Origin of the sequence: Pseudomonas sp. W4I3, assembly GCF_030816195.1 — a bacterium.
Lineage (GTDB): Bacteria > Pseudomonadota > Gammaproteobacteria > Pseudomonadales > Pseudomonadaceae > Aquipseudomonas.
This window is the reverse complement of the sequence record NZ_JAUSXS010000001.1, coordinates 2,021,215-2,046,838: the sequence shown is the minus strand read 5'-3', so window position 1 is coordinate 2,046,838 and position 25,624 is coordinate 2,021,215. Positions and strand designations below refer to the sequence as shown.

General features: G+C 60.5%; 24 protein-coding genes and 2 pseudogenes. 11 read left to right on the top strand and 15 right to left on the bottom strand.

Features of this window, described 5'->3' with window-relative positions; all coding sequences use genetic code 11:
- Positions 1-83 precede the first annotated feature (83 nt).
- From QF045_RS09270 to pdeM, 9 genes and pseudogenes are all read left to right on the top strand, one after another.
- Entirely contained in the window at positions 84-1,088 is a 1,005-nt protein-coding gene (locus tag QF045_RS09270) for a ligase-associated DNA damage response exonuclease (protein ID WP_306491938.1), read from the top strand.
- Positions 1,085-2,720 (top strand): annotated as a pseudogene (locus tag QF045_RS09265) (ATP-dependent DNA ligase). Before QF045_RS09270 ends, QF045_RS09265 begins: the two are co-directional and overlap by 4 nt.
- 311 nt (positions 2,721-3,031) lie before the next feature.
- Complete coding sequence (locus QF045_RS09260) at positions 3,032-3,811, top strand: transporter substrate-binding domain-containing protein (RefSeq protein ID WP_306491937.1); 780 nt, start codon at positions 3,032-3,034, stop codon at positions 3,809-3,811.
- A gap of 57 nt (positions 3,812-3,868) precedes the next feature.
- Positions 3,869-4,597, top strand: a complete 729-nt coding sequence (locus tag QF045_RS09255; RefSeq protein ID WP_306491936.1) for an ABC transporter permease — start codon at positions 3,869-3,871, stop codon at positions 4,595-4,597.
- On the top strand, positions 4,594-5,304 hold the full coding sequence (locus tag QF045_RS09250) for an ABC transporter permease (protein ID WP_306491935.1): 711 nt from the start codon (positions 4,594-4,596) through the stop codon (positions 5,302-5,304). Before QF045_RS09255 ends, QF045_RS09250 begins: the two co-directional genes overlap by 4 nt.
- Positions 5,305-5,313: 9 nt before the next feature.
- Entirely contained in the window at positions 5,314-6,432 is a 1,119-nt protein-coding gene (locus QF045_RS09245; RefSeq protein WP_306491934.1) for a succinylglutamate desuccinylase/aspartoacylase family protein, read from the top strand.
- A 13-nt stretch (positions 6,433-6,445) separates the two neighbouring features.
- Positions 6,446-7,210, top strand: a complete 765-nt coding sequence (locus tag QF045_RS09240; RefSeq protein ID WP_306491933.1) for an ABC transporter ATP-binding protein — start codon at positions 6,446-6,448, stop codon at positions 7,208-7,210.
- 57 nt (positions 7,211-7,267) lie between these two features.
- A complete protein-coding gene (locus QF045_RS09235; protein WP_306491932.1) occupies positions 7,268-9,748 on the top strand; it encodes a ligase-associated DNA damage response DEXH box helicase in 2,481 nt (826 codons plus the stop codon).
- Positions 9,748-10,395, top strand: coding sequence for a ligase-associated DNA damage response endonuclease PdeM (pdeM, locus tag QF045_RS09230; protein WP_306491931.1), 648 nt, complete (start codon positions 9,748-9,750; stop codon positions 10,393-10,395). Before QF045_RS09235 ends, pdeM begins: the two co-directional genes overlap by 1 nt.
- A 25-nt stretch (positions 10,396-10,420) precedes the next feature.
- On the opposite strand, the gene QF045_RS09225 is transcribed toward pdeM, so the two are convergent.
- Together QF045_RS09225 and dcd are read right to left on the bottom strand one after the other, a co-directional pair.
- Positions 10,421-10,618: a hypothetical protein gene (locus QF045_RS09225; protein ID WP_057723177.1), complete on the bottom strand. Its 198-nt coding sequence runs from the start codon at positions 10,616-10,618 to the stop codon at positions 10,421-10,423.
- Positions 10,619-10,726: 108 nt separating this feature from the next.
- The gene (gene dcd, locus QF045_RS09220) at positions 10,727-11,293 is read right to left on the bottom strand and encodes a dCTP deaminase (RefSeq protein ID WP_003172320.1); all 567 of its coding nucleotides are present in this window, start codon (positions 11,291-11,293) and stop codon (positions 10,727-10,729) included.
- Between the two features lie 388 nt (positions 11,294-11,681).
- Here dcd and QF045_RS09215 point away from each other — a divergent pair, with 388 nt between their 5' ends.
- On the top strand, positions 11,682-11,891 hold the full coding sequence (locus QF045_RS09215) for a cold-shock protein (protein ID WP_002554837.1): 210 nt from the start codon (positions 11,682-11,684) through the stop codon (positions 11,889-11,891).
- Between the two features lie 228 nt (positions 11,892-12,119).
- Here the strand turns inward: QF045_RS09215 and rpoS are convergent, their stop codons facing one another.
- The 8 genes and pseudogenes from rpoS to QF045_RS09175 all read right to left on the bottom strand — a co-directional run bounded on the left by rpoS (position 12,120) and on the right by QF045_RS09175 (position 19,242).
- The gene (gene rpoS / locus QF045_RS09210; RefSeq protein WP_065951955.1) at positions 12,120-13,127 is read right to left on the bottom strand and encodes an RNA polymerase sigma factor RpoS; all 1,008 of its coding nucleotides are present in this window, start codon (positions 13,125-13,127) and stop codon (positions 12,120-12,122) included.
- Positions 13,128-13,232: 105 nt separating this feature from the next.
- Positions 13,233-14,070 (bottom strand): annotated as a pseudogene (locus QF045_RS09205) (peptidoglycan DD-metalloendopeptidase family protein).
- 208 nt (positions 14,071-14,278) lie between these two features.
- Positions 14,279-14,914, bottom strand: coding sequence for a protein-L-isoaspartate(D-aspartate) O-methyltransferase (locus QF045_RS09200; protein WP_306494872.1), 636 nt, complete (start codon positions 14,912-14,914; stop codon positions 14,279-14,281).
- A gap of 41 nt (positions 14,915-14,955) precedes the next feature.
- Positions 14,956-15,705 carry a 5'/3'-nucleotidase SurE gene (gene surE, locus QF045_RS09195; RefSeq protein ID WP_306491930.1) on the bottom strand — a complete coding sequence of 250 codons (750 nt, stop codon included), beginning with the start codon at positions 15,703-15,705 and terminating at the stop codon, positions 14,956-14,958.
- Positions 15,693-16,751, bottom strand: coding sequence for a tRNA pseudouridine(13) synthase TruD (gene truD, locus QF045_RS09190; RefSeq protein WP_306491929.1), 1,059 nt, complete (start codon positions 16,749-16,751; stop codon positions 15,693-15,695). Before truD ends, surE begins: the two co-directional genes overlap by 13 nt.
- Positions 16,748-17,221, bottom strand: a complete 474-nt coding sequence (gene ispF, locus QF045_RS09185) for a 2-C-methyl-D-erythritol 2,4-cyclodiphosphate synthase (protein ID WP_012722614.1) — start codon at positions 17,219-17,221, stop codon at positions 16,748-16,750. Before ispF ends, truD begins: the two co-directional genes overlap by 4 nt.
- A 54-nt stretch (positions 17,222-17,275) precedes the next feature.
- The gene (gene fghA, locus QF045_RS09180; protein WP_306491928.1) at positions 17,276-18,121 is read right to left on the bottom strand and encodes an S-formylglutathione hydrolase; all 846 of its coding nucleotides are present in this window, start codon (positions 18,119-18,121) and stop codon (positions 17,276-17,278) included.
- An 8-nt stretch (positions 18,122-18,129) separates the two neighbouring features.
- Entirely contained in the window at positions 18,130-19,242 is a 1,113-nt protein-coding gene (locus QF045_RS09175) for an S-(hydroxymethyl)glutathione dehydrogenase/class III alcohol dehydrogenase (RefSeq protein WP_306491927.1), read from the bottom strand.
- Between the two features lie 108 nt (positions 19,243-19,350).
- Here QF045_RS09175 and QF045_RS09170 point away from each other — a divergent pair, with 108 nt between their 5' ends.
- Positions 19,351-20,253 carry a LysR substrate-binding domain-containing protein gene (locus QF045_RS09170; RefSeq protein ID WP_306491926.1) on the top strand — a complete coding sequence of 301 codons (903 nt, stop codon included), beginning with the start codon at positions 19,351-19,353 and terminating at the stop codon, positions 20,251-20,253.
- 90 nt (positions 20,254-20,343) lie between these two features.
- Here QF045_RS09170 and ispD read toward each other — a convergent pair whose 3' ends face one another.
- From ispD to QF045_RS09145, 5 genes are all read right to left on the bottom strand, one after another.
- On the bottom strand, positions 20,344-21,054 hold the full coding sequence (ispD, locus tag QF045_RS09165; protein ID WP_306491925.1) for a 2-C-methyl-D-erythritol 4-phosphate cytidylyltransferase: 711 nt from the start codon (positions 21,052-21,054) through the stop codon (positions 20,344-20,346).
- Positions 21,051-21,329, bottom strand: a complete 279-nt coding sequence (gene ftsB, locus QF045_RS09160) for a cell division protein FtsB (RefSeq protein ID WP_057723188.1) — start codon at positions 21,327-21,329, stop codon at positions 21,051-21,053. Before ftsB ends, ispD begins: the two co-directional genes overlap by 4 nt.
- A gap of 183 nt (positions 21,330-21,512) precedes the next feature.
- Positions 21,513-22,802 carry a phosphopyruvate hydratase gene (eno, locus tag QF045_RS09155; RefSeq protein ID WP_306491924.1) on the bottom strand — a complete coding sequence of 430 codons (1,290 nt, stop codon included), beginning with the start codon at positions 22,800-22,802 and terminating at the stop codon, positions 21,513-21,515.
- Positions 22,803-22,957: 155 nt separating this feature from the next.
- Positions 22,958-23,803 carry a 3-deoxy-8-phosphooctulonate synthase gene (gene kdsA / locus QF045_RS09150; RefSeq protein WP_003189190.1) on the bottom strand — a complete coding sequence of 282 codons (846 nt, stop codon included), beginning with the start codon at positions 23,801-23,803 and terminating at the stop codon, positions 22,958-22,960.
- A 5-nt stretch (positions 23,804-23,808) separates the two neighbouring features.
- Positions 23,809-25,440 (bottom strand): CTP synthase, encoded by a 1,632-nt coding sequence (locus tag QF045_RS09145; protein ID WP_124361620.1) that lies wholly within the window; start codon positions 25,438-25,440, stop codon positions 23,809-23,811.
- Positions 25,441-25,624: the final 184 nt, after the last annotated feature.

The window sequence follows — 25,624 nt, the reverse complement described above, 5'->3', positions numbered from 1 at the left end:
ACATTTGGACCCCATGCATTCAAATAGAACTTCTCTCACCGTCATATCCTCCTAAATGATAAGCCCTCCTCCCCGGTCACCCCATGGACCTTGTCATTGCCCGACCCGAAGGCCTCTACTGCCCCGCCGGTGATTTCTACATCGACCCCTGGCGCCCGGTGGAACGCTCCGTCATCACCCATGCCCACGGCGACCACGCCCGTACCGGCAACCAACATTACCTGGCGGCCGCCCCCGGCGAAGGCATCCTGCGCTCGCGCCTGGGCCAGGACATCAACCTGCAAACCCTGGCCTACGGCGAGCCGTTGGAGCATCACGGTGTCACCATCAGTTTTCATCCGGCCGGGCATGTGCTGGGCTCAGCTCAGGTGCGCCTGGAATACCAGGGCGAAGTCTGGGTCGCGTCCGGCGATTACAAGGTCGAGCCCGATGGCACTTGCGCGCCCTTCGAGCCGGTGCGCTGCCATACCTTCATCACTGAATCGACCTTCGGCCTGCCGATCTACCGCTGGCAGCCGCAGGCACAGATCTTCGCGGGCATTAATGACTGGTGGCAGGCCAACGTCGCCGCCGGCAAAGCCAGCGTGCTGTTCTGCTATTCGTTCGGCAAGGCCCAGCGCATTCTCCATGGCATCGACGCCAGCATCGGCCCGATCCTCAGCCATGGCGCCGTCGAGCCGCTGAACCGGGTATACCGCGATGCCGGTATCTACATCCCCGAAACCCTGTACGCCGGCGACTTCAAGAAAAACGACCCGCTGCTGCGCCAGGCACTGATCATCGCCCCGCCCTCCACCGGTGGCAGCACCTGGATCCGCCGCTTTGGCGACTACAGCGATGCTTTCGCCAGTGGCTGGATGCGCCTGCGGGGTACCCGGCGGCGGCGCGGGGTCGACCGTGGCTTTGTGCTGTCGGACCATGCGGATTGGCCCGGCCTGTTGTGGGCGATCGAACAGACCGGCGCCGAACGGGTAATGGTCACCCACGGTTCGGTGGGCGTACTGGTGCGCCATCTGCGCGAGAAAGGCCTGGATGCTCAAGGTTTCAGCACCGAATACGGCGATGACGAAGAAGAGGCCAGCGTATGAAAGCCTTCGCCGAGCTGTATGCCGACCTCGACGCGACGACGTCCAGCAACGCCAAGTTGGCGGCATTGCAAGACTATTTTCAGCAGGCATCGCCGGAGGATGCCGCATGGGCGGTGTACTTCCTCTCCGGTGGCCGGCCGCGACAATTGGTACCGACGCGCTTGCTCAGGGATATGGCGACCGAGGCGGCGAGCATCGAGCCCTGGTTGTTCGAGGAAAGCTACCAGTCCGTCGGCGACCTGGCGGAGACGATTTCCCTGCTGCTGCCCGAATCGACCCTACACCTCTGAAGACGGCCTGGCGGTGTGGCTGGAAGAGAAGCTGTTACCGCTGCGGGGCCTGGCGCCTGCTGATCTGGCCGAACGTTTGCCGGCGTTGTGGGCGCAGCTGGATCAACCGAGCCTGATGGTGTGCATCAAGTTGATCACCGGCAGCTTTCGCGTGGGCGTGTCCAAACTGCTGGTCACCCGCGCGCTTGCCGCCATGGCCGGGCTCGACAGCAAGCGCGTGGCCCAGCGGCTGGTGGGCTACACCGACTTGTCCAATCGCCCCACCGCGGCGGGCTACCTCAAGCTGATCGCCGCCGAGTCGAGCGACGAACATGCGCAGCGCGGCGGGCAGCCGTATCCGTTTTTTCTCGCCCACGGCTTGGCGCAACCGGTGGAGCAGTTTGATGCCCTGCTTGGCGCCCCCGCCGACTGGCAGATGGAGTGGAAGTTTGATGGCATCCGCGCGCAGTTGGTCAAGCGTGAAGGCCGCCTGTGGGTCTGGTCCCGTGGCGAAGAATTGGTGACCGAGCGCTTCCCAGAGCTTCACAGCCTGGTCAGTGGTTTGCCGGACGGCACGGTGATCGACGGTGAAATCGTGGTCTGGAAGGACGCTGTGCAACCCTTCGCTCTGTTGCAACAGCGGATCGGCCGCAAGACCCTGAGTAAAAAAGTGCTTGAAGAGGCGCCGGTGGCGGTGCTCGCCTACGACCTGCTGGAATATCACGACGACGACTGGCGCAACCGCCCACTGGCTGAACGGCGCACGCAGCTGGAACAGGTGATCGCCGCGTGTAACCAACCCGTGCTATTGCCCTCGCCGTTGCTTGAAGGGCCTACCTGGGAAGCGTTGGCAACGCAACGCGAAGCCTCCCGCAGCCTCGGTGTCGAAGGCATGATGCTCAAGGATCGCAAAGGCCTGTACGGCGTGGGCCGCACCAAGGACATGGGCCTGTGGTGGAAGTGGAAGGTCGACCCGTTCAGCGTCGACGCGGTGCTCATTTACGCTCAGCGCGGCCATGGTCGACGCGCCAGCCTGTACAGCGACTACACCTTCGCGGTGTGGGACGGTCCGCCGGGCAGCGAGCGCACGCTGGTGCCATTCGCCAAGGCGTATTCCGGGCTGACTGACGAAGAAATGCGCAAGGTCGACGCGATAGTGCGCAAAACCACGGTGGAAAAATTCGGCCCGGTCAGCAGCGTGACGCCGAGCATGGTGTTCGAATTGGGTTTCGAAGGCATCGCCCTGTCCAAGCGGCACAAGAGCGGGATTGCGGTGCGGTTTCCGCGCATGTTGCGCTGGCGCCAGGACAAGCCGGTGGAGGAAGCCGACAATCTCGCCACGCTGCAGGACTTACTGGCCTAACACAAATCAACTGTGGGAGGGGGCTTGCTCCCGATGGCGGTGTGACAGTCACAGCATTTGTGCCTGATCCACTGCTATCGGGAGCAAGCCCCCTCCCACATCTGGATTTCCGCTCGATCTTAAATGGTGCGCTACTCTTTCAGCGCCCACTAATGGGGCATTTACTACGCCTAAAAATCCCTCATCCGATCTTTTAAAACGATCATTCGGCACTATGGTGCAGAAATTGCTACTTGGGATCCGTCTGACACCGTTCAGTAACAGTCCTAAACGCGCCACAAGCGCTTATCTTGGTTTCCAGGGAATACATAATGAAAAAAGCATTGCTGACCCTTTCTGCACTGGCTCTGTGCATGGCTGCAGGTGTTGCAACCGCCAAGGAATACAAGGAATTGCGTTTCGGTGTCGATCCGTCCTATGCGCCGTTCGAATCCAAAGCCGCCGACGGCAGCCTGGTGGGCTTCGACATCGACCTGGGCAATGCCATTTGTGCGGAACTGAAGGTCAAGTGCAAGTGGGTTGAAAGCGACTTTGACGGCATGATTCCGGGTCTGAAAGCCAACAAGTTCGACGGCGTGATTTCTTCCATGACCGTGACCCCGGTGCGCGAAAAGGCTATCGACTTCTCCAACGAGCTGTTCTCGGGCCCAACATCTTTGGTGTTCAAGAAAGGCGCCGGGTATTCGACGCCTGAGTCGCTCAAGGGCAAATCGGTGGGTTACGAACAAGGCACCATCCAGGAAGCCTACGCCAAGGCTGTGCTGGACAAGGCCGGCGTGACCACCAAGGCCTACGCCAACCAGGACCAGGTGTATGCGGACCTGACTTCCGGCCGTCTCGATGCCTCCGTGCAGGACATGCTTCAGGCTGAGCTGGGTTTCCTGAAGTCCCCGGCCGGTGCTGACTACGAAGTCAGCGCTGCAATCGACGACCCGTTGCTGCCGTCGAAAACCGCGGTCGGTATCAAAAAAGGTAACACTGAGCTCAAGGCGCTTTTGGATAAAGGTATCAAAGCGTTACACGATGATGGCACCTACGCCACCATCCAGAAAAAACACTTCGGCGATCTGAACCTGTACAGCGGCAAATAATGCCCATGGCGCCCCTTTGTTGAAGGGGCGCTTTTTTACCGCCATAGGTCCTGATTTATGTTTGAAGATCTGTTGCAAACTCTCGGGCTGAGCGCGTTCAGCTTGAAGGGTTTCGGCCCGCTGTTGCTGCAAGGCACCTGGATGACCATCAAATTGTCGGTGCTGTCCCTGGCCGTCAGTGTGTTGCTGGGCCTGCTCGGCGCCAGCGCGAAGCTGTCCAGCCTGCCCTTCCTGCGTATCCCCGCCCAGCTCTACACCACGTTGATTCGCGGCGTACCCGACCTGGTGTTGATGCTGCTGATTTTCTACAGCCTGCAAACCTGGCTGACCGGCCTGACCGATTTTATGGAATGGGAATACATCGAGATCGACCCATTCAGCGCCGGGGTGATCACCCTGGGCTTTATCTACGGTGCTTATTTCACCGAGACCTTCCGGGGCGCGATTCTCGCCGTGCCGCGTGGTCAACTGGAAGCCGCCACCGCCTACGGGCTCAAGCGCGGGCAACGGTTTCGCTACGTGACGTTCCCGCAGATGATGCGCTTTGCCCTGCCGGGCATCGGCAACAACTGGATGGTGATGCTCAAGGCCACGGCGCTGGTGTCGATCATCGGCCTGGCCGACCTGGTGAAGGCGGCCCAGGACGCCGGCAAGAGCACGTATCAACTGTTCTACTTCCTGGTCATCGCCGCGCTGATCTATCTGCTGATCACCAGTGCCTCCAACTTTGTCTTGCGCCGTCTTGAACGGCGCTACGCCGCAGGCTCACGGGAGGCAGTGCGATGATCGAGCTTTTGCAGGAATACTGGCGCCCGTTCCTTTATAGCGACGGCCAGCAAATCACGGGCCTGGCCATGACCATGTGGCTGCTCAGCGCCGCATTGGTGATCGGCTTTCTGGTGTCGATTCCACTGTCTATCGCCCGTGTATCGCGCAGGCGCCTGGTGCGCTGGCCGGTGCAGTTCTACACCTACCTGTTTCGCGGCACGCCGCTCTATATCCAGCTGCTGATTTGCTACACCGGCATCTACAGCATCGCCGCCGTGCGCGCGCAGCCGGTGCTCGATGCGTTCTTTCGCGATGCGATGAACTGCACGATCCTGGCCTTCGCCCTCAACACGTGCGCCTACACCACGGAAATTTTCGCCGGGGCGATCCGCAGCATGGCTCACGGCGAAGTCGAAGCGGCCAAGGCCTACGGGCTGAGCGGTTGGAAGTTGTATGCCTATGTGATCATGCCGTCGGCGCTGCGCCGGTCGTTGCCCTACTACAGCAACGAAGTGATCCTGATGCTGCACTCGACCACCGTGGCGTTTACCGCCACCATTCCGGACATCCTCAAAGTCGCCAGGGACGCCAACTCGGCGACCTTCATGACCTTTCAATCATTTGGCATCGCCGCCTTGATCTACCTGGCCGTAACCTTCGCCCTGGTCGGCCTGTTTCGGTTGGCCGAACGCCGCTGGCTGGCCTTTCTCGGGCCGAGCCATTAAGGAGTGTTCATGCGTCATCAGCGACATGACTTGATCGCACCGGTGCCTGGCACGGCGCGGCAGATTCACAGTTTCCACTTCGGCCCGGAACAGGCCGCCAGCAAGGTGTACATCCAGTCGTCACTGCACGCCGATGAACTGCCGGGCATGCTGGTGGCCTGGCATCTGAAGGCGCGCCTGGCACAGCTGGCGGTCGATGGCCGCTTGCGTAGCGAAATCGTACTGGTGCCGGTCGCCAACCCCGTGGGGCTGGAACAGGTGCTGATGGACATCCCCCTGGGCCGCTACGAGCTGGAAAGCGGGCAGAATTTCAATCGCCTGTTCGTCGACCTTAGCGACAGGGTCGGCGATCAGGTCGAAGGCCTGCTGGGCGATGACGCCCAGCGCAACGCCCAATTGATCCGCAGCGCCTTATCCGACGCCCTGGCCGCGCAAAGCGCGTCGACTCAATTGCAGTCCCAACGCCTGGTGCTGCAACGCCTGGCGTGCGAGGCCGACATGGTGCTGGACCTGCACTGCGATTTCGAAGCGGTGGCGCACCTCTACACCACGCCCGAGGCCTGGCCACAGGTGGAACCGCTCGCCCGTTACCTGGGCTCTGAGGCCAATCTGCTGGCCACCGATTCCGGCGGGCAGTCCTTCGATGAATGTTTCACCCTGGTGTGGTGGCAGTTGCAGCAACGCTTCGGCGAGCGCTTCCCGATCCCCCTGGGCAGTTTCTCCGTGACGGTCGAGTTGCGCGGCCAGGGCGATGTGAACCACGGTCTGGCGGCCCTGGATTGCCAGGCGATCATCGATTACCTGATCCACTTCGGTGCCATTGAAGGCGACGCGGCGCCACTGCCCGCGCTGGCCTACCCGGCCACGCCCCTGGCCGGTGTGGAACCGGTGACCACCCCCGTGGGCGGCTTGCTGGTGTTCAGCGCCTTGCCGGGCGAATACCTGGAAGCCGGGCAACTGATCGCCGAAATCATCGACCCCATTACCGACCGCGTAACGCCCGTGCATTGCCGCAATGCCGGCCTGCTTTACGCCCGCTCACTGCGACGCATGGCCACCGCCGGGATGGTCATCAGCCATGTCGCAGGCGCACAGGCCTACCGCAGCGGCTACCTACTTTCGCCTTGAGGATGCACGCTCCATGTACAAATTGACCGTTGAAGGCCTGCATAAAAGCTATGGCGACAATGAAGTGCTCAAAGGTGTCTCGCTCAAGGCCAAGACCGGTGACGTGATCAGCCTGATCGGCGCCAGCGGCTCGGGCAAGAGCACGTTCCTGCGCTGCATCAACTTCCTGGAAACGCCCAACGACGGCGCCATGACCCTGGACGGTCAAGCGATCCGCATGGTCAGCGACCGCCACGGCATGCGCGTAGCCGACGATGCCGAGTTGCAACGCCTGCGCACGCGGCTGGCCATGGTGTTCCAGCACTTCAACTTGTGGAGCCACATGAGCGTGCTGGAAAACATCACCATGGCCCCACGCCGGGTGCTGGGGTGCAGCAAAAAAGACGCAGAAGACCGCGCCCGTCGCTACCTGGACAAGGTCGGCCTGCCAGCGCGGGTGGCCGATCAATACCCGGCGTTCCTGTCCGGCGGCCAGCAGCAACGGGTAGCGATTGCCCGCGCGCTGGCGATGGAGCCGGAGGTGATGCTGTTCGACGAGCCCACCTCGGCACTGGACCCGGAGCTGGTGGGCGAAGTGTTGAAGGTCATCCAGGGCCTGGCCGAAGAAGGCCGCACCATGATCATGGTGACCCACGAAATGAGCTTCGCGCGCAAGGTCTCCAGCCAAGTGCTGTTCCTGCACCAGGGCCTGGTGGAAGAGCAAGGTGCGCCGGCGGACGTGCTGGGCAATCCGAAGAGCGAGCGGCTGCAGCAGTTTTTAAGCGGCAACTTGAAGTAAACCTTTGTGACGCCTGGAGTGTCTGTGCAATAGAGCCTCCAGAGCGTCAGCTGCCGCATGGCAAAACCCGTCGATTTCGCAAAACAATGGTTTGCTACCCGAGGCTGGCGTCCGTTCGCGTTTCAGAAAGAGGTGTGGAAGGCCGTCAAGGACGGCCAGTCAGGTTTACTGCATGCGAGCACCGGCGCGGGTAAAACCTACGCGCTGTGGTTCGCCGCCCTCAATCGTTTCGCGATGACTCGCCCACCCGCTGCCAGCAAGCGCAAGGCGCCGGCTGAACCACTGACCGTATTGTGGATCACCCCGATGCGTGCCCTGGCCGCCGACACCGCGCGGGCCCTTGAAGCGCCGCTGGCGGCACTGCAGATACCGTGGACTGTTGGCCTGCGCACCGGCGACACCAGCAGCAGCGAACGCGCCCGCCAGACCCGCCGCCAGCCCACCACCTTGATCACCACCCCGGAAAGCCTGACGCTGATGCTCGCCCGTGCCGACAGTGAGATCAGCCTGGGACACCTGCGCATGGTCGTAGTGGACGAATGGCATGAACTGATCGGCAATAAACGCGGTGTGCAACTGCAATTGGCATTGGCGCGACTGAGGCGTTGGCACCCCGAATTGCTGGTGTGGGGTATTTCCGCGACCTTGGGTAACCAGGCTCACGCGCTGGAGGTGTTAGTCCCACAGGGTGGCGGGATCAACGTACAGGGGCAAACGGCCAAACAGTTGCAGGTCGACACCTTGCTGCCGCCCATCGCCGAACGTTTTCCGTGGGCCGGGCATATCGGCTTGAAGATGCTGCCCCAAGTGGTGGCGCAAGTGGACGCCAGCAGCAGTTGCCTGGTGTTCACCAATACCCGGGCGCAGTCGGAAATCTGGTACCAGGCACTGCTGGAAGCCAGGCCGGACTGGGCCGGCCTGATTGCGTTGCATCACGGCTCGCTGTCGCGGGAGACCCGGGACTGGGTGGAGCGCGCGCTCAAAGAAGGCCAGCTTAAGGCGGTGGTGTGTACCTCCAGCCTGGACCTGGGTGTGGATTTCCTGCCGGTGGAGCGGGTGCTGCAGATCGGCTCGGCCAAGGGTGTGGCGCGCCTGATGCAACGCGCCGGCCGCTCGGGGCATGCCCCAGGTCGGCCATCCCGGGTGACACTGGTGCCGACCCACAGCCTGGAACTGGTGGAGGCAGCCGCGGCAAAGGATGCGATAGCCCAGCGACGTATCGAAGCCCGCGAATCTCCCTACAAACCCTTGGATGTGCTGGTGCAGCATCTGGTCAGCATGGCCCTGGGCGGCGGATTCACCCCTGATGCGTTGTTGGCAGAGGTACGCGGCGCCTGGGCCTACCGCGAGCTCAGCGACGCCGACTGGGCCTGGGCGCTGGCTTTTGTGCGCCATGGCGGGCTGTCGCTCACCGCTTATCCGGATTACCGCCGCGTGGAACCCGATGAGCACGGCATCTGGCGCGTCCCCGATGCTCGATTGGCGCGCCGTCACCGCATGAGCGTGGGCACTATCGTGAGCGATGCGAGCATCCATCTGAAGTACTGGAGCAAAGGTGGCGGCGGCAAGAACCTGGGCAGTGTCGAGGAAGGCTTTATTGCCCGCCTCAAGCCGGGGGACGGCTTCCTATTCGCCGGGCGCCTGCTGGAACTGGTGCGTGTGGAAAACATGACCGCTTATGTACGCCGCAGCGCCGCGAAAAAAGCTGCCGTGCCACGCTGGAATGGCGGGCGCATGCCACTTTCCAATGAGCTGGCACAGGCGGTGATCGAGCGCTTCGATGCGGCAGCCCAGGGGCGGTTCGAGGGCCCGGAGATGCAGGCGGTGCAGCCGTTGCTGCTGACACAACTGAGTTGGTCCGGCCTGCCGACCCGCGACCATTTGCTGGCGGAGGTGCTCAAGTCGCGCGAAGGCTGGCACCTGTTTCTATACCCGTTCGCCGGGCGCCAGGTGCATCTAGGGCTGGCGAGTTTGCTGGCGTGGCGCGTCAGCCGCCAGCAACCGGTGACCTTCTCCATTGCCGTCAATGATTATGGGCTGGAGTTGCTGAGCGCCACTGAGGTGCACTGGCCAGAACGGTTGAACGAGGCGCTGCTCAGCCCACAGGATTTGCTCACGGACGTAGCCGCCAGCCTCAACGCCGGTGAACTGGCGTTGCGGCGCTTCAGGGAAATTGCGCGCATCGCCGGATTGGTGTTCGCCGGCTATCCCGGTGCGCCAAAAAGCACGCGGCAGGTACAGGCCTCCAGTGGCCTGTTCTTCGAAGTGTTCAAACAATATGACCCGCAGAACCTGCTGCTGACCCAGGCCGGCGAAGAAGTTCTGCGCAATGAACTGGACATTCAGCGGCTGGAAGAGACATTGCTGCGTCTATCGGCGCTGCAGTTGGACTTGCATGTGATCAAGCGGCCCACGCCACTGGCTTTCCCGCTGCTGGTGGAGCGCATGCGCGAAAGCCTGAGTTCGGAAAAGCTCTCGGAGCGCATCGCACGTATGGTCAAGGACCTGGAAAAAGTCGCGGACAGAGGAAAAGATTAATGGTGTGTTCGGTAACGCTTGAGGGTGAGCAATTGTGGTTGCTGGCGGACAAAGCGATCTACTGGCCAGCGCGCCAAAGCCTGTTGATCGCCGACGCGCACTTCGGCAAGGCCTCGGCCTATCGCAGCCTCGGGCAACCGGTGCCGCAAGGCACCACCAGCGAAAACCTGCAGCGCCTGGATCGCTTGCTGTCAGCGTTCACCTGCGCTCAGATAATCTTCCTCGGCGATTTCCTTCACGGCCCCGGTTCCCATGCCAGCGGCACCCTGGGCGCGCTCAGAGCATGGCGCGAACGACATGCCGAGTTGCCGATCACGCTGATTCGCGGCAATCACGATCAACGCGCTGGTGATCCGCCTGCCGACCTGCGCATCGACGTTGTACCGGAACCTTTACTGATGGGGCCATTCGCCTTGCAGCACGAACCGCACGCCCATCCCAGCCACCATGTGCTGGCGGGACATGTTCATCCGGTGTACCGCTTGCGCGGCAGGGGTCGCCAGAGCCTACGCCTGCCGTGCTTCCAGATTGGCAAGGGCATCAGCCTGCTGCCAGCGTTCGGCGCCTTTACCGGCGGTTACGCAGTGGCGCCAGACAATGAACGCCGAATCTTTGTGATTGGCGATCATGACGTCTGGCCGGTTTAATGAAGCGCAGGCGTACGCCCAAGCATCAGGCGACAGGCGAGGGAGGCGGCTCGTCCGGCAGGGTCGGCTCACCCGGTTCGGTGGGCTGCGGATAGTCCGGTTCAGGTTGGCCGGGGATGCCGCCCGCATAAGCAGGATCGGCCATCAGGGACCAGGCCAGAACACCAATCTGGTTGGGTTCAAGCCGGGCAAGTTCTGCGCTGATTCGCGGGTTGATCTTCATAAGGCACTCCTCAAGCGTGGCCCGACGCGTTCTACACGCGCCGAGGCAGTACACCTAGATAGAGTCGATTTCCGCAGACTAATTCCCTTAAGCCGTAGGAGCTTTCGATCAAGCGCGTGGGAGAGTGACGCCGCGCTGGCCCTGATACTTGCCGGCACGGTCTTTATAGGACACTTCGCACGCTTCGTCGGACTGCAGGAATAGCATCTGTGCCACGCCTTCGTTGGCGTAGATTTTCGCCGGCAACGTGGTGGTGTTGGAGAACTCCAGGGTTACGTGGCCTTCCCACTCGGGTTCCAGTGGGGTCACGTTGACGATGATGCCGCAACGGGCATAGGTGCTCTTACCCAGGCAGATGGTCAATACGTCACGCGGAATGCGGAAGAACTCCACGGTGCGGGCCAGGGCGAAGGAGTTTGGCGGGATGATGCAGACATCGCTCTTGACGTCGACGAAGCTTTTTTCGTCGAAGTTCTTTGGATCGACGATCGCCGAGTTGATATTGGTGAACACCTTGAATTCATCGGCGCAACGCACGTCGTAGCCATAGCTGGAAACCCCGTACGAAATCACACGATCGTCGCCTTCACCACGAATCTGGCGCTCAACGAACGGTTCGATCATGCCGTGTTCCTGCGCCATGCGGCGAATCCACTTGTCCGATTTGATGCTCATGGCGATGTCCTGAATAGCGAGGTGGAAAAATTCTGTGGGGCATCTTACCGGGGCCGGCGGTGGGGTTCAAAGGGCGCAGGGCTTTTAATGACGAATGCACCCGCCTCTGTAACCCGCAGCCAGCGGGGCCGGGACTCTTGCGGCGGGTTTGCGGGACAATAAATACCACCGCCAGTCACGAAAATAGAGAAACCTTCGGAAATACCATTGGCACGTTCCGGAAAAAGGGTTAAGGTGGCGTCACTGTGTTGCTTGTGTCACTGAGAATCTCTACACGATATGTTGAATTTCGATCCAACCATCTCCAAGAATTTTTCCTGCTCTTTGCACTCAGTCTCGGCCAGGGCTTTTCCTGAGTCGCAGTTAACTTTGTTCAAGGAGTTACACCATGTCTAATCGCCAAACTGGTACCGTTAAGTGGTTCAACGATGAAAAAGGCTTCGGCTTCATCACTCCACAATCCGGTGACGACCTGTTCGTTCACTTCAAAGCTATCCAATCCGACGGCTTCAAAAGCCTGAAAGAAGGCCAACAGGTTTCTTTCATCGCTACCCGCGGTCAGAAAGGCATGCAAGCTGAAGAAGTTCAAGTTATCTAACTTGTACTGACTTAGTCGAAAAGACCCCGCCCTTAAAAGCGGGGTTTTTTTATGCCTGTAAATTGGTATTCATACCCACCTAATGCCAGGCACAAAAAAATGTGGGAGGGGGCTTGCTCCCGATTGCAGTGTGTCAGCCTCACATGAACTGACTGACCCACCGATATCGGGAGCAAGCCCCCTCCCACATTCAAGCATTCAAGCATTCAAGCATTCAAGCTGCAGCGTTTACTGGAACAACGACTCACTCGACAAGCCGTTCTTCTCAAGGATCTCGCGCAAGCGCTTGAGACCCTCCACCTGAATCTGCCGAACCCGCTCACGGGTCAGGCCAATCTCCAGGCCTACGTCCTCCAGAGTGCTGCTCTCATGGCCGCGCAGGCCGAAGCGGCGAATCACCACTTCACGCTGCTTGTCGGTGAGCTCGGACAGCCACTGGTCAATGCTTTGGGACAGATCATCATCTTGCAACAGCTCGCACGGATCTGTTGGGCGATCATCCGTCAGGGTGTCCAGCAAGGTTTTATCCGAATCCGGACCCAGCGAGACATCGACCGAAGACACGCGCTCGTTCAGGCCAAGCATGCGCTTGACCTCCCCTACCGGTTTTTCCAGCAGGTTGGCGATTTCTTCGGGCGAAGGTTCATGATCGAGTTTCTGTGTCAGCTCACGTGCGGCCCGCAGGTACACGTTGAGTTCCTTGACCACATGGATCGGTAACCGGATCGTGCGGGTCTGATTCATGATCGCCCGTTCGATGGTCTGGCGAATCCACCAGGTGGCATAGGTCGAGAAGCGAAAGCCCCGCTCAGGGTCGAACTTCTCCACCGCCCGGATCAAGCCCAGGTTGCCCTCCTCGATCAGGTCCAGCAGCGACAATCCACGATTGACGTAGCGCCGGGCGATCTTGACCACCAGGCGCAGGTTGCTTTCAATCATGCGCTTGCGCCCAGCCGGATCCCCCTTTTGCGACAGACGCGCAAAATGAACTTCTTCTTCAGGGGTGAGCAGAGGGGAAAAGCCGATTTCATTGAGGTACAGCTGAGTCGCGTCGAGCGCCCGTGTGTAGTCAATGTACTTGTGTTGCTTTAACGCGGAGGAGTTCTTGGATTTGGTACGAACTGAAGGTGGTGATGCACCCTCATTATCTGACATCGTTTCCGTAGCGATACCGGCCTCCATCAGGAGAACCTCATCGTCGATGTCAAACTCCGGCGCTTCTTTACTGAGAGCCATTGTTATAGTCCTTTGGTGAGTTCGACCTCAAGCTCAAGCGACGCCTTTATCCTTGGCAACGCTGGAGCCTGTTCCTTCTACGTGAGGGAACAGGCTGGCAACACATCAACGGCGGGGTAGGAATTGCAGTGGATCTACAGGCTTCCCTTGACGGCGAATCTCAAAGTGCAGTTTCACCCGGTCTGTACCCGTTGAACCCATTTCGGCAATTGTCTGTCCGACCTTGACCTGCTGCCCCTCCCCGAACCAACAACCTGCGGTTATGACCGTAGGCACTGACGTAGGTATCGCTGTGTTTGATGATGACCAGCTCGCCGTAGCCCCGTAGACCACTCCCGGCGTACACCACTGTCCCATCAGACGCAGCTAAAACAGGCTGTCCCAAATCCCCGGCGATATCAATGCCTTTATTCAAACTGCCGTTTGAAGAGAATTTTCCAATCAATACGCCGTTGGAAGGCCATCCCCAACCGGTCGGGGCAGGCCCTGCAGGTGGCAACGGCGCGGGTGCCGGCTTACCCGCAACCGCAGGCGCAACGGTGCCTGCCGGCCGAGTAATGACGGTGGTTTTGCTCGAAGAGGAAGGCGAAGATCCTGACTTTGTCACAACTGCCGTAGGCGCCGAACCGGAGCGGCCATCGAAACGAATCGTCTGCCCGGGATGGATCGTGTAAGGCACCGGAATGTTGTTACGAGCTGCGAGCGCCTTGTAATCCCAACCATAACGGAAGGCAATCGAGAACAGCGTGTCGCCCTTGCGCACCAGGTACTGGCCGGTGGTCACGGTCGGCCTTTGCGGCGCCGCATTAGTGCGGTCAACCACTCGCGCACCACCGGATGGCGTGCTTGAGCAGGCAGCCAGTAAGGAACTCAAGACAAGGCCAAGCACCAGTCGCTGAAAGCTTGTTTTACTCATTCGCTGCGCAGGACCTGTGAGACTCACCCGCCGCTCCCTTTGTGGTGGCTGAACGTTAACGCCTGTATCAGGCCTGAAATGTGTCGCAAGTATAACTGGGCAATGGCTTTTTACCGGCACCTGACTGAAACGAAAAATTCATCACGTTTAATTCCGGCGCCTGCCCTGTTGAATCTATAGACCCCGCTGTAAGACACATCCGCGTCTATGGAATTCACTGCCGGGGAATAAATGATCAGGCCAGCGGGCCGTTGAGCAGTGGCACGAACCTCACGGCGCCAAGCACGTGCCGAGCAAAACCTTCGTCCTCTCGGATAATGAGCATCAATTGTTGCACTTCACCGGAGCCCACCGGGATGACGAGCCGGCCGCCAGGGGCCAGTTGATCCAGCAACGCTTGCGGCACATCGGTGGCCACCGCAGTCACAATGATGCCGTTGTAGGGCGCCAGTGCCGGCCAGCCTTCCCAGCCATCGCCCCAGCGAAACACCACGTTCCGCAGGTTCAGCTCCACCAGGCGCTCCTTGGCGCGGTCCTGCAGCACCTTGATGCGCTCAACCGAGAACACCCGCTCGACCAGTTGCGACAGCACGGCAGTTTGGTAGCCGGAGCCGGTGCCGATTTCCAGCACCTTGTCCAATGGCCCCGCAGCCAGCAACAGTTCGCTCATGCGGGCGACCATATAAGGCTGGGAGATGGTCTGGTTGTGGCCGATCGGCAACGCCGTGTCTTCGTAGGCGCGGTGCGCAAGGGCTTCGTCGACAAACAAGTGTCGAGGCGTGCGCCGGATGACTTCCAGCACCTGCGCGTTGGACAAGCCTTCTTCGTACAGACGCTGGATCAAACGTTCGCGGGTGCGCTGGGAGGTCATCCCGATGCCACGGCGCAGCAGGTCGTCCTGTTCACGAGCCATCAGCGCAGTCCCTCCAGCCAGCCATCAAGACCACTGAAGGCATCACTGAAGGTGCGATCGAATTGCAACGGGGTAATCGATACATAGCCTTGCATCACCGCATGAAAGTCCGTGCCCTCGCCCCCGTCTTCGGCGTCGCCGGCCGCTGCGATCCAGTAGCCTTCCTTGCCACGCGGGTCGACCACCTTCAAAGGCGCTACCGCACGAGCACGGTGCCCCAACCGCGTGAGCTGGATACCGCGAACACGGTCCAGAGGCAGGTTGGGGATATTGACGTTAAGCACCGTGCGCGGCGGCAGGTCCAGAGAACCGTGCGCCTCCACCAGTTTGCGAGCGTAGTACGCCGCCGTCGGCAAATTATCCAGTTGCCGGGAGGCGAAGGAAAAGGCGAACCCGGTCCTACCGAGAAAGCGCCCCTCAAGGGCCGCCGCCACGGTGCCGGAATACAGCACATCATCACCCAGATTCGCACCCAGGTTGATGCCCGACACCACCAGGTCCGGCGCGTGCTCCAGCAAGCTGTTGATCGCCAGGTGCACGCAGTCGGTGGGGGTGCCGTTCACGCTGATAAAGCCATTGGCCAGGACCTTGGGATGCAACGGCCGGTCGAGCGTCAGCGAACTGCTGGCACCGCTCTTGTCCTGGTCGGGGGCCACCACCACGCACTCGGCGTAATCCGCCAGCGCGGCATGAAGCGCGGCGAGGCCGGGTGCGGTAGCACCGTCATCGTTTGATATCAGAATACGCATGGGTTGTCCGTCGGCCCTACCGGCACCAGATCCACAAGCTCGCGCACCAATACAGTGGCGAAGCATCCAGCCGGCAGGACGAATTCCAATTGCAGAATGTCAGGCCCGGGATAATGCCACGTCAATCCACCAATGGGCAGTCGCAGAATGCGACGTTCTTGGCTCATACCCGCATTTACCAGCCAATCACGCAGGTCAGCTTCTCCGGCGGCCACAGATTGTTCCAATTCGTATGTAAGACCTTTCGCCGGAGAGTCGCCTTCACCCCACTGCGGGCCGGTGGGGTGCAGGTCCAGGATCGCCAGGCGTGGGTCGTTGCATTCAGCCTCCCCCGCCGGGAAAAAACTGCGACTGTCGGTAAAGGCCAGCAGGTCGCCGACTTGGGCACGCTGCCAGGAACCGTCGGCGACACGCGCCGCCAACACCTTGTTGAACAGAAAGCTACGGGCAGTGGAGAGCAGCCGCGAACGCACATTGCGCTGTTCCGGCAGGGCCTTGCGAGCCGCCCAGTCACGGGCGTCAGAGACATTGCCGCCATTATGGCCAAAGCGCTGGGCACCGAAATAGTTGGGAATGCCGTGCTGGGCGATCAATTGCAGACGCGCATCGATGGCGGCGGTATCGCCGGCCAGCTGGGTCAGGCGCAAGGTAAAGCCATTGGCCGCGTGTGCACCGCGCTGCAGCTTGCGCTTGTGCCGGGCGGTTTTCAGGATCTTGAGGGTGTCGTTCTCGGCAGCACTCATGTCCGGGTCGGCCTTGCCGGGCAATTGCACGCTGAACCACTGACGGGTCAATGCCTGCCGGTCCTTGAGCCCGGCATAGCTGACGGTGCGCAATGGCACGCCGGCCGCCTTGGCGATACGCCGCGCCGCTTCCTCGGTATTCAGGCCGCGCTTCTCGACCCACAACCACAGATGCTCGCCCTCGCCGGTCAGCGGGATATCAAGTACTTCGTCTACCTGGAAATCTTCGGCGGTCGCTTTCAGGACCGCGCTGCCCAGGGCCTCGCCATAGGCACGCGGGCCGAGCAATTGGAGTTCGTTCATGCGCGCAGCAACAAGGCGACGGAGTGCACGGCGATGCCCTCTTCCCGACCGGTAAAGCCGAGCTTTTCGGTGGTGGTGGCTTTCACGTTCACCTGGTCCAATTCTATTTGCAGATCGGCGGCAATCAGGGCGCGCATCGACTCGATATGCGGGGCCATCTTGGGCGCCTGGGCCACGATGGTGTTATCGACATTGCCGACCTTCCAGCCCTTGGCGTGGATCAAGCCGACCACATGGCGCAGCAGGACACGGCTGTCCGCGCCCTTGAAAGTTGGGTCGGTGTCTGGAAAGTGCTTGCCGATATCACCCAGCGCCGCTGCGCCGAGCAACGCATCGCTCAAGGCGTGCAAGACAACGTCGCCGTCGGAATGAGCCAACAGCCCATGGTGGTGCGCGATACGCACGCCGCCCAAAGTGATGAAATCGCCTTCAGCGAAACGGTGCACATCGTAGCCGTGGCCAATACGCATAAAAAAACGCCCCGATTTAATTCAGGGCGTGATTCTACCTACTTTTGCCTCACATTAACCGAGCAAAGCACGACCATGATGGCGCAAATGGTCGTCGATGAAGCTGGCGATAAAGAAGTAGCTGTGGTCGTAGCCGGGCTGCAGCCGCAGCTCCAGCGGATGACCGGCCGCCTTGGCCGCTGCCTGCAGGGCCTCGGGCTTGAGCTGCACGGCAAGGAAATCGTCACGATCGCCCTGGTCCACCAACAGCGGCAACCGCTCCGATGCTTCGCTGATCAGCAGGCAGGCATCCCATTCACGCCACTTCGAGCGTTCTTCACCCAGGTAACGGGAGAAGGCTTTCTGGCCCCAGGGGCAATCCATCGGATTGTTGATCGGCGAAAACGCCGATACGGACTGGTAACGGCCCGGATTGCGCAGCGCACAGACCAGCGCACCATGGCCACCCATCGAGTGGCCGCTGATGCCCCGCTTGTCCGAAGCCGGAAAATGCGCTTCCACCAACGCCGGCAGTTCCTGCACCACGTAGTCGTGCATCCGATAATGCCTGGCCCAAGGTTCCTGGGTGGCGTTCAGGTAGAAACCGGCGCCCAGGCCGAAGTCCCAGGCGTTGTCCGGGTCATCTGGCACTCCGGGGCCGCGCGGACTGGTATCCGGCGCCACGATGATCAAGCCCAGCTCGGCGGCCATGCGATGGGCGCCGGTCTTTTGCATGAAGTTCTCGTCAGTGCAGGTCAAGCCGGACAGCCAGTACAGTACCGGCAGCTTGCCGCCCTGCTCCGCTTGCGGCGGCAGATAGACCGCGAAGGTCATGTCGCAATCGAGCACATCGGAGTGATGCTTATAGCGTTTATGCCAGCCACCGAAGCTTTTCTGGCAGGACAGGTTTTCCAGACTCATGGCCGACCTCAGAAATGAATGACGGTACGAATGCTCTTGCCTTCATGCATCAGGTCAAACGCTTTGTTGATGTCTTCCAGGCCCATGGTGTGGGTGATGAAGGTATCCAGCGGGATCTCGCCGGTCTGGGCCATTTCAACGTAGCTTGGCAATTCGCTGCGTCCACGTACGCCGCCGAATGCAGAACCGCGCCAGACGCGGCCGGTCACCAGTTGGAATGGACGGGTGGCGATTTCCTGGCCAGCACCGGCCACGCCGATGATCACCGACTCGCCCCACCCTTTATGGCAGCACTCCAAAGCCGCGCGCATCAGCTGGACATTGCCGATGCACTCGAAGGAAAAATCCACGCCGCCATCGGTCAGATCGACAATCACGTCCTGGATCGGGCGGTCGTAGTCTTTCGGGTTGATGCAGTCGGTAGCACCCAGTTGCTTGGCGATTTCGAACTTGGCCGGGTTGATGTCGATGGCAATGATGCGACCCGCCTTGGCCTTGGCGGCGCCAATCACCGCAGAGAGACCGATGCCGCCCAAACCGAAGATAGCCACGGTGTCACCCGGCTTGACCTTGGCGGTGTTGATCACCGCGCCGATACCGGTGGTCACGCCACACCCCAGCAGGCAAACCTTTTCCAGCGGCGCTTCTTTGGGGATCTTGGCGACGGAAATTTCCGGCAACACGGTGTACTCAGAGAACGTCGAAGTACCCATGTAGTGGAAAATCGGCTGGCCTTTGTAGGAAAAACGCGTGGTGCCGTCAGGCATCAGGCCCTTGCCCTGGGTAGAGCGGATGGCCTGGCACAGGTTGGTCTTGCCCGACCGGCAGAATTTGCACTGGCCGCACTCCGGGGTGTACAGCGGGATCACGTGGTCGCCGACGGCGACCGAAGTCACGCCTTCACCGACAGCCTCAACCACTGCGCCGCCTTCATGGCCGAGGATCGACGGGAAGATACCCTCCGGGTCTGCACCCGACAGCGTGTAGGCGTCGGTATGGCACACGCCGGACGCGACCACGCGCAAAAGCACTTCGCCAGCCTTGGGCATGGCGACATCGACTTCCACAATTTCAAGGGGCTTCTTGGCTTCGAAGGCTACGGCGGCGCGGGACTTGATCATCCGGTTTTCTCCAGGGAGTGAAAGTTGATTGGAACAGTGTAAAACATCGCTTATTGATTAATAATCCAGACAAAAGCAAAACATTATTGCTGTACAGGGACAATAGCCATGCTGGAGAACCGCTGGGAAGGCATCGATGAGTTCGTCGCCGTGGCCGAATGCAGCCAATTTACCGCGGCGGCCGAGCGCCTGGGGGTTTCGTCGTCTCATATCAGCCGCCAGGTGGCGCGCCTGGAAGAACGGCTGCAAACACGCCTGCTGTATCGCAGCACACGCAAAGTAACGCTGACCGAAGCGGGCCAGACCTTCCTGCAGCACTGCCAACGCTTGCAGGACGGTCGCGAAGAAGCCTTGCGTGCAGTGGGCGACCTGACCAGCGAACCTAAAGGCATGTTGCGCATGACCTGCGCCGTGGCCTATGGCGAACGGTTTATCGTGCCGCTTGTGACCGCATTCATGGCGCTCTATCCGCAGTTGCGGGTCGATATCGAACTGAGCAACCGCCAGTTGGACCTGGTGCACGAAGGACTCGACCTGGCGATTCGCCTCGGTCGCCTGCAAGACTCGCGCATGGTTGCCAGCCGCCTCGCTGCGCGCCGCATGTATGTGTGTGCGTCACCTTCCTACCTGGCCCGGTATGGTCGGCCACACAGTTTGTCGGAGTTGAGCCGGCACAACTGCCTGATCGGCAGTTCGGATGTGTGGCAACTGGCCCAGGACGGACGCGAATTTTCCCAGCGGGTGCAAGGCAACTGGCGCTGCAACAGTGGGCAGGCGGTGCTGGATGCCGCGCTGCAGGGCATGGGGCTGTGCCAGCTGCCGGACTATTACGTGCTGGAGCACTTGCACAGTGGCGCGCTGGTGTCGCTGCTGGAGGCGCATCAGCCGCCGAATACGGCGGTGTGGGCGCTGTATCCGCAGCAGCGGCATTTGTCGCCGAAGGTCAGGAAGTTGGTGGATTTCTTGAAGGCGGGGTTGGCCGAACGGCCGGAATATGGCCATACGTTGTAAGAGCGAGCCTGCTCGCGAAAAACCTGAGAGCGTCGCGTCAAGCCAGGAAACCCGCGTTATCGTTGGCGATTTTCGCGAGCAAGCTCGCTCCTACCGAGTGCGGTTAGCCCAGCGCAACCGCAGCCACTCAAGATCTTCCGGCCGCGTCACCTTGATGTTGTCCGAACGCCCTTCGATCAGGCGTGGCGCCTGGCCGGACCACTCCATGGCAGAGGCTTCGTCGGTGATCACCGCATCGGCCACCAGGCTGTCAGCCAACGCACGGTGCAAGGCGCCCAGGCGGAACATCTGGGGCGTGAAGGCTTGCCAGATCAGGCTGCGATCAACGGTCTCGACGATACGGCCGTGTTTGTCGACGCGCTTGAGGGTGTCACGGGCCGGCACCGCCAGCAGGCCGCCAACCGGATCGTCAGCCAGTTCGCCCAATAGCTTGTCGAGGTCATCACGGCTCAGATTGGGCCGCGCCGCGTCGTGCACCAACACCCAGTCATCATCACGGGCACCCAGGGCATTGAGTTGCAGCAGGGCATTGAGCACGGAGCCGGAACGCTCCGATCCGCCGTCCGCACGGTGAATACGCGGGTCAGCGGCACACGCCAGGCTGGGCCAGTAAGGATCATCAACCGCAAGGCTGACCACCAGCCCTTTCAGTGCAGGATGGTCAAGGAAACAGCCAAGGCTGTGTTCAAGAATCGTGCGCCCGCCCAGTTGCAGATACTGCTTGGGACGGTCCGCGGCCATACGGGCACCTACACCCGCGGCAGGAATCACGGCCCAGAAGGCCGGTAACTCGGTGTTCATTGGGCCAACTGGTAGAGGGTTTCGCCCTCCTTGACCATGCCCAGTTCATGACGAGCCCGTTCTTCAACGGTCTCCGTACCTTTCTTCAACTCAAGCACTTCGGCGTCAAGAACGCGGTTGCGCTCCAGCAAACGTTCGTTTTCGGCGTGCTGGTCGGCAATTTGCTGGGTCAGCTCTTCCACCTGCGCAAAGCTGCCGTTACCCACCCATAGGCGGTACTGCAGGCCAGCCAGCAACAAGAGCAAGACGAGAAACAACCAATTGGGACTGCGCATCGAAATCCGGGTATCCAATGAAAAAAGACAGTCATGCAAACCTTTTGCAGCAACTGATAGCACGAAGCCTGGATAAACCAGGCTTGTGCTTGTCAGTCAGCAGATTAGCGCTGAAATTCACTCTGTCGTGAAATTTGCGACGCAATCCACCGACTTTTTACCATGCCTTGCCATCAGTAGCGATCAGCCGCGAAACTCGCTGCGACCGTTGTACTTGGCTTTACCCGCCAATTGCTCTTCGATGCGCAGCAATTGGTTGTACTTGGACACACGGTCGGAACGGCACAGGGAACCGGTCTTGATCTGGCCTGCCGACGTACCCACAGCCAGGTCGGCAATGGTGGAGTCTTCGGTTTCGCCGGAGCGGTGCGAGATCACGGCGGTGTAGCCCGCAGCCTTGGCCATCTGGATGGCTTCCAGGGTTTCGGTCAGGGTGCCGATCTGGTTGAACTTGATCAGGATGGAGTTGGCGATCTTCTTGTCGATGCCTTCTTTCAGGATCTTGGTGTTGGTCACGAACAGGTCGTCGCCCACCAGCTGGATTTTTTCGCCGATCTTGTCGGTGAGGATTTTCCAGCCATCCCAGTCGGACTCGTCCAGGCCGTCTTCGATCGAGATGATCGGGTAGCGCTGGGTCAGGCCCTTCAGGTATTCAGCGAAACCTTCGGAGTTGAACACCTGGCCTTCGCCGGACAGGTTGTACTTGCCGTCCTCGAAGAATTCGCTGGCCGCGCAGTCCAGGGCCAGGGTCACGTCGGTGCCCAGCTTGTAACCCGCGTTGGCCACGGCTTCGGAGATCACTTTGAGTGCATCTTCGTTGGACGCCAGGTTCGGCGCGAAACCACCTTCGTCACCTACCGCGGTGCTCAGGCCACGGGCCTTCAGCACAGCCTTGAGGTGATGGAAAATCTCGGTGCCCATGCGCAGGCCTTCGGAGAAGGTCTTGGCACCCACCGGCTGCACCATGAATTCCTGGATGTCGACGTTGTTATCGGCATGCTCGCCACCGTTGATGATGTTCATCATCGGTACCGGCATCGAGTACACACCCGGCGTGCCGTTCAGGTTGGCGATGTGCGCGTATAGCGGCAGGTCCTGGTCCTGGGCGGCGGCCTTGGCGGCAGCCAGGGACACGGCGAGGATGGCGTTGGCGCCCAGGCTACCTTTGTTTTCGGTGCCGTCGAGCTTGATCATCGCGTGGTCCAGGGCTTTCTGGTCCAGCGGGTCCTTGCCCAGCAGCAGGTCACGGATCGGACCATTGATGTTGGCTACGGCCTTGAGTACACCCTTGCCCAGGTAACGGCTCTTGTCGCCATCACGCAGCTCCAGCGCTTCGCGCGAACCGGTGGAAGCACCGGACGGCGCGCAGGCGCTGCCGATGATGCCGTTATCGAGAAGCACGTCGGCTTCGACGGTGGGGTTGCCACGGGAGTCGAGAACTTCACGACCTTTGATGTCGACGATTTTTGCCATTGTTGTAAACACTCCAAAGTTGACGAAAACGACGCAGCTGAAGGAAATCTTTTGACCGACCGCAAGGGTGGAACAACAGGGCAGGCTTGCAGACGACAAGGCTCAGGCCTGGACCTGAGCGTAAAGCGTGGGAAATTCTACCGGAGAAACGACGCTTACGCGGTTTCTACCGTCGGAAAACTCTTGACCAACTCGTCCAACTGCTTGAGCTGGGCCAGGAACGGCTCCAGCTTGTCCAGGCGCAGGGCGCAAGGGCCGTCGCACTTGGCGTTGTCCGGGTCCGGGTGGGCTTCCAGGAACAGGCCGGCCAAAGACTGGCTCATGCCCGCCTTGGCCAGGTCGGTAACCTGGGCACGACGCCCACCGGCGGAGTCCGAGCGACCACCGGGCATTTGCAGCGCGTGGGTCACGTCGAAGAATACCGGGTACTCGAACTGTTTCATGATGCCAAAACCGAGCATGTCCACCACGAGGTTGTTGTAGCCGAAGCTCGAACCCCGCTCGCACAGGATCAACTGGTCGTTACCCGCTTCCACGCATTTGCTCAGGATATGTTTCATTTCCTGGGGCGCGAGGAACTGGGCTTTCTTGATATTGATCACAGCGCCGGTCTTGGCCATGGCAACCACGAGGTCGGTCTGGCGCGACAGGAAGGCCGGCAACTGGATGATGTCGCACACCTCGGCGACCACGGCAGCCTGCTCAGGCTCGTGGACGTCGGTGATGATCGGCACGCCGAAGGCTTGCTTGATGTCCTGGAAGATCCGCATGCCTTCTTCAAGGCCTGGGCCGCGGTAGGAAGTCACGGACGAACGGTTGGCCTTGTCGAAGCTGGCCTTGAAGACATAAGGGATACCCAATTTCTGGGTCACCCGTACGTATTCTTCACAGACCTGCATCGCCATGTCGCGGCTTTCCAGTACGTTCATGCCGCCGAACAGCACCATGGGCTTGTCGTTGGCAATTTCGATGTCGCCTACGCGAATGATCTTCTGGGCCATCAGGGTTATGCCTTCTTCTGATGTTGCGTCAATGCAGCTTTGACGAAACCGCTGAACAACGGATGACCGTCGCGCGGCGTCGAGGTGAACTCAGGGTGGAACTGGCAAGCCACGAACCACGGATGATCCGGCGCCTCGACCACTTCAACCAGCTTGCCGTCACCGGAGCGACCGGAGATCTTCAGGCCTGCTTCTTTGATCTGCGGCAGCAGGTTGTTGTTCACTTCGTAGCGGTGACGGTGACGCTCGACGATCACGTCCTTGCCGTAGCAGTCGTGTACCAGCGAACCGGCTTCCAGCAGGCAGTCCTGTGCGCCAAGGCGCATGGTGCCGCCCAGGTCGGACGCTTCGGTACGGGTTTCAACGGCGCCGGTGGCGTCTTCCCACTCGGTGATCAGGCCCACGACCGGGTGGCCGCTGGTGTGATCGAACTCGGTGGAGTTGGCGTCTTTCCAGCCCAGCACGTTACGGGCGAACTCGATAACGGCCACTTGCATGCCCAGGCAGATACCCAGGTACGGCACCTTGTTCTCGCGAGCGTACTGCACGGCCGTGATCTTGCCTTCCACGCCACGCAGGCCGAAACCGCCGGGAACGAGGATCGCGTCCACGCCTTCAAGCAGCGCGGTGCCTTGGTTTTCGATGTCTTCGGAGTCGATGTAGCGCAGGTTGACCTTGGTACGGTTGCTGATGCCGGCGTGACTCATCGCTTCGATCAGCGATTTGTACGCGTCCAGCAGCTCCATGTACTTGCCGACCATGGCGATGGTGACTTCATGCTCAGGGTTGAGCTTGGCGTCGACCACGGCTTCCCACTCGGACAGGTCCGCGCCATTGCACTGCAGGCCGAAACGCTCGACGACAAAATCATCCAGGCCTTGCGAATGCAGGATGCCCGGGATCTTGTAGATGGTGTCGGCGTCTTCCAGGGCGATCACCGCACGTTCTTCAACGTTGGTAAACTGCGCGATCTTGCGACGCGAGGAGATGTCGATCGGGTGATCGGAGCGGCAAACCAGCACGTCCGGCTGCAGGCCGATGGAACGCAGTTCCTTGACCGAGTGCTGGGTTGGCTTGGTTTTGGTTTCACCGGCGGTGGCGATGTACGGCACCAGAGTGAGGTGCATCAGCATCGCGCGCTTGGCGCCGACTTCGAAACGCAACTGACGGATGGCTTCGAGGAACGGTTGGGATTCGATGTCACCCACGGTGCCACCAATCTCGACCATCGCCACGTCGGCATCGCCTGCGCCCTTGATGATGCGGCGCTTGATTTCGTCGGTGATGTGCGGGATCACCTGGATGGTTGCACCCAGGTAGTCACCACGGCGCTCCTTGCGCAGCACGTGCTCGTAGACACGGCCGGTGGTGAAGTTGTTGTTCTGGGTCATGGTCGTGCGGATGAACCGCTCGTAGTGGCCCAGGTCCAGGTCGGTCTCGGCGCCGTCATGCGTGACGAACACTTCACCGTGCTGGAACGGGCTCATGGTGCCCGGATCGACGTTGATGTACGGGTCCAGCTTGAGCATGGTGACTTTAAGCCCCCGCGCCTCCAGGATGGCCGCCAATGAAGCGGAGGCAATGCCTTTCCCCAATGAAGAAACAACACCGCCCGTGACGAATATGTAGCGCGTCATGAAAAACCCTAGAAGTCTGCGTTAAAGCGGTCCGAGCCGCCGGGGAAAGCGAAGAGAGGCCGAAGCCCCCGATCACCTGCATTAATCACAGTGCACCTTTCAAAAAAACCGCCGCGTTGTGACAGACCAGCAGTGGAACACCGGTACGTTGATCGCTACACATTTTTTGGAATCGCCCAGCAAA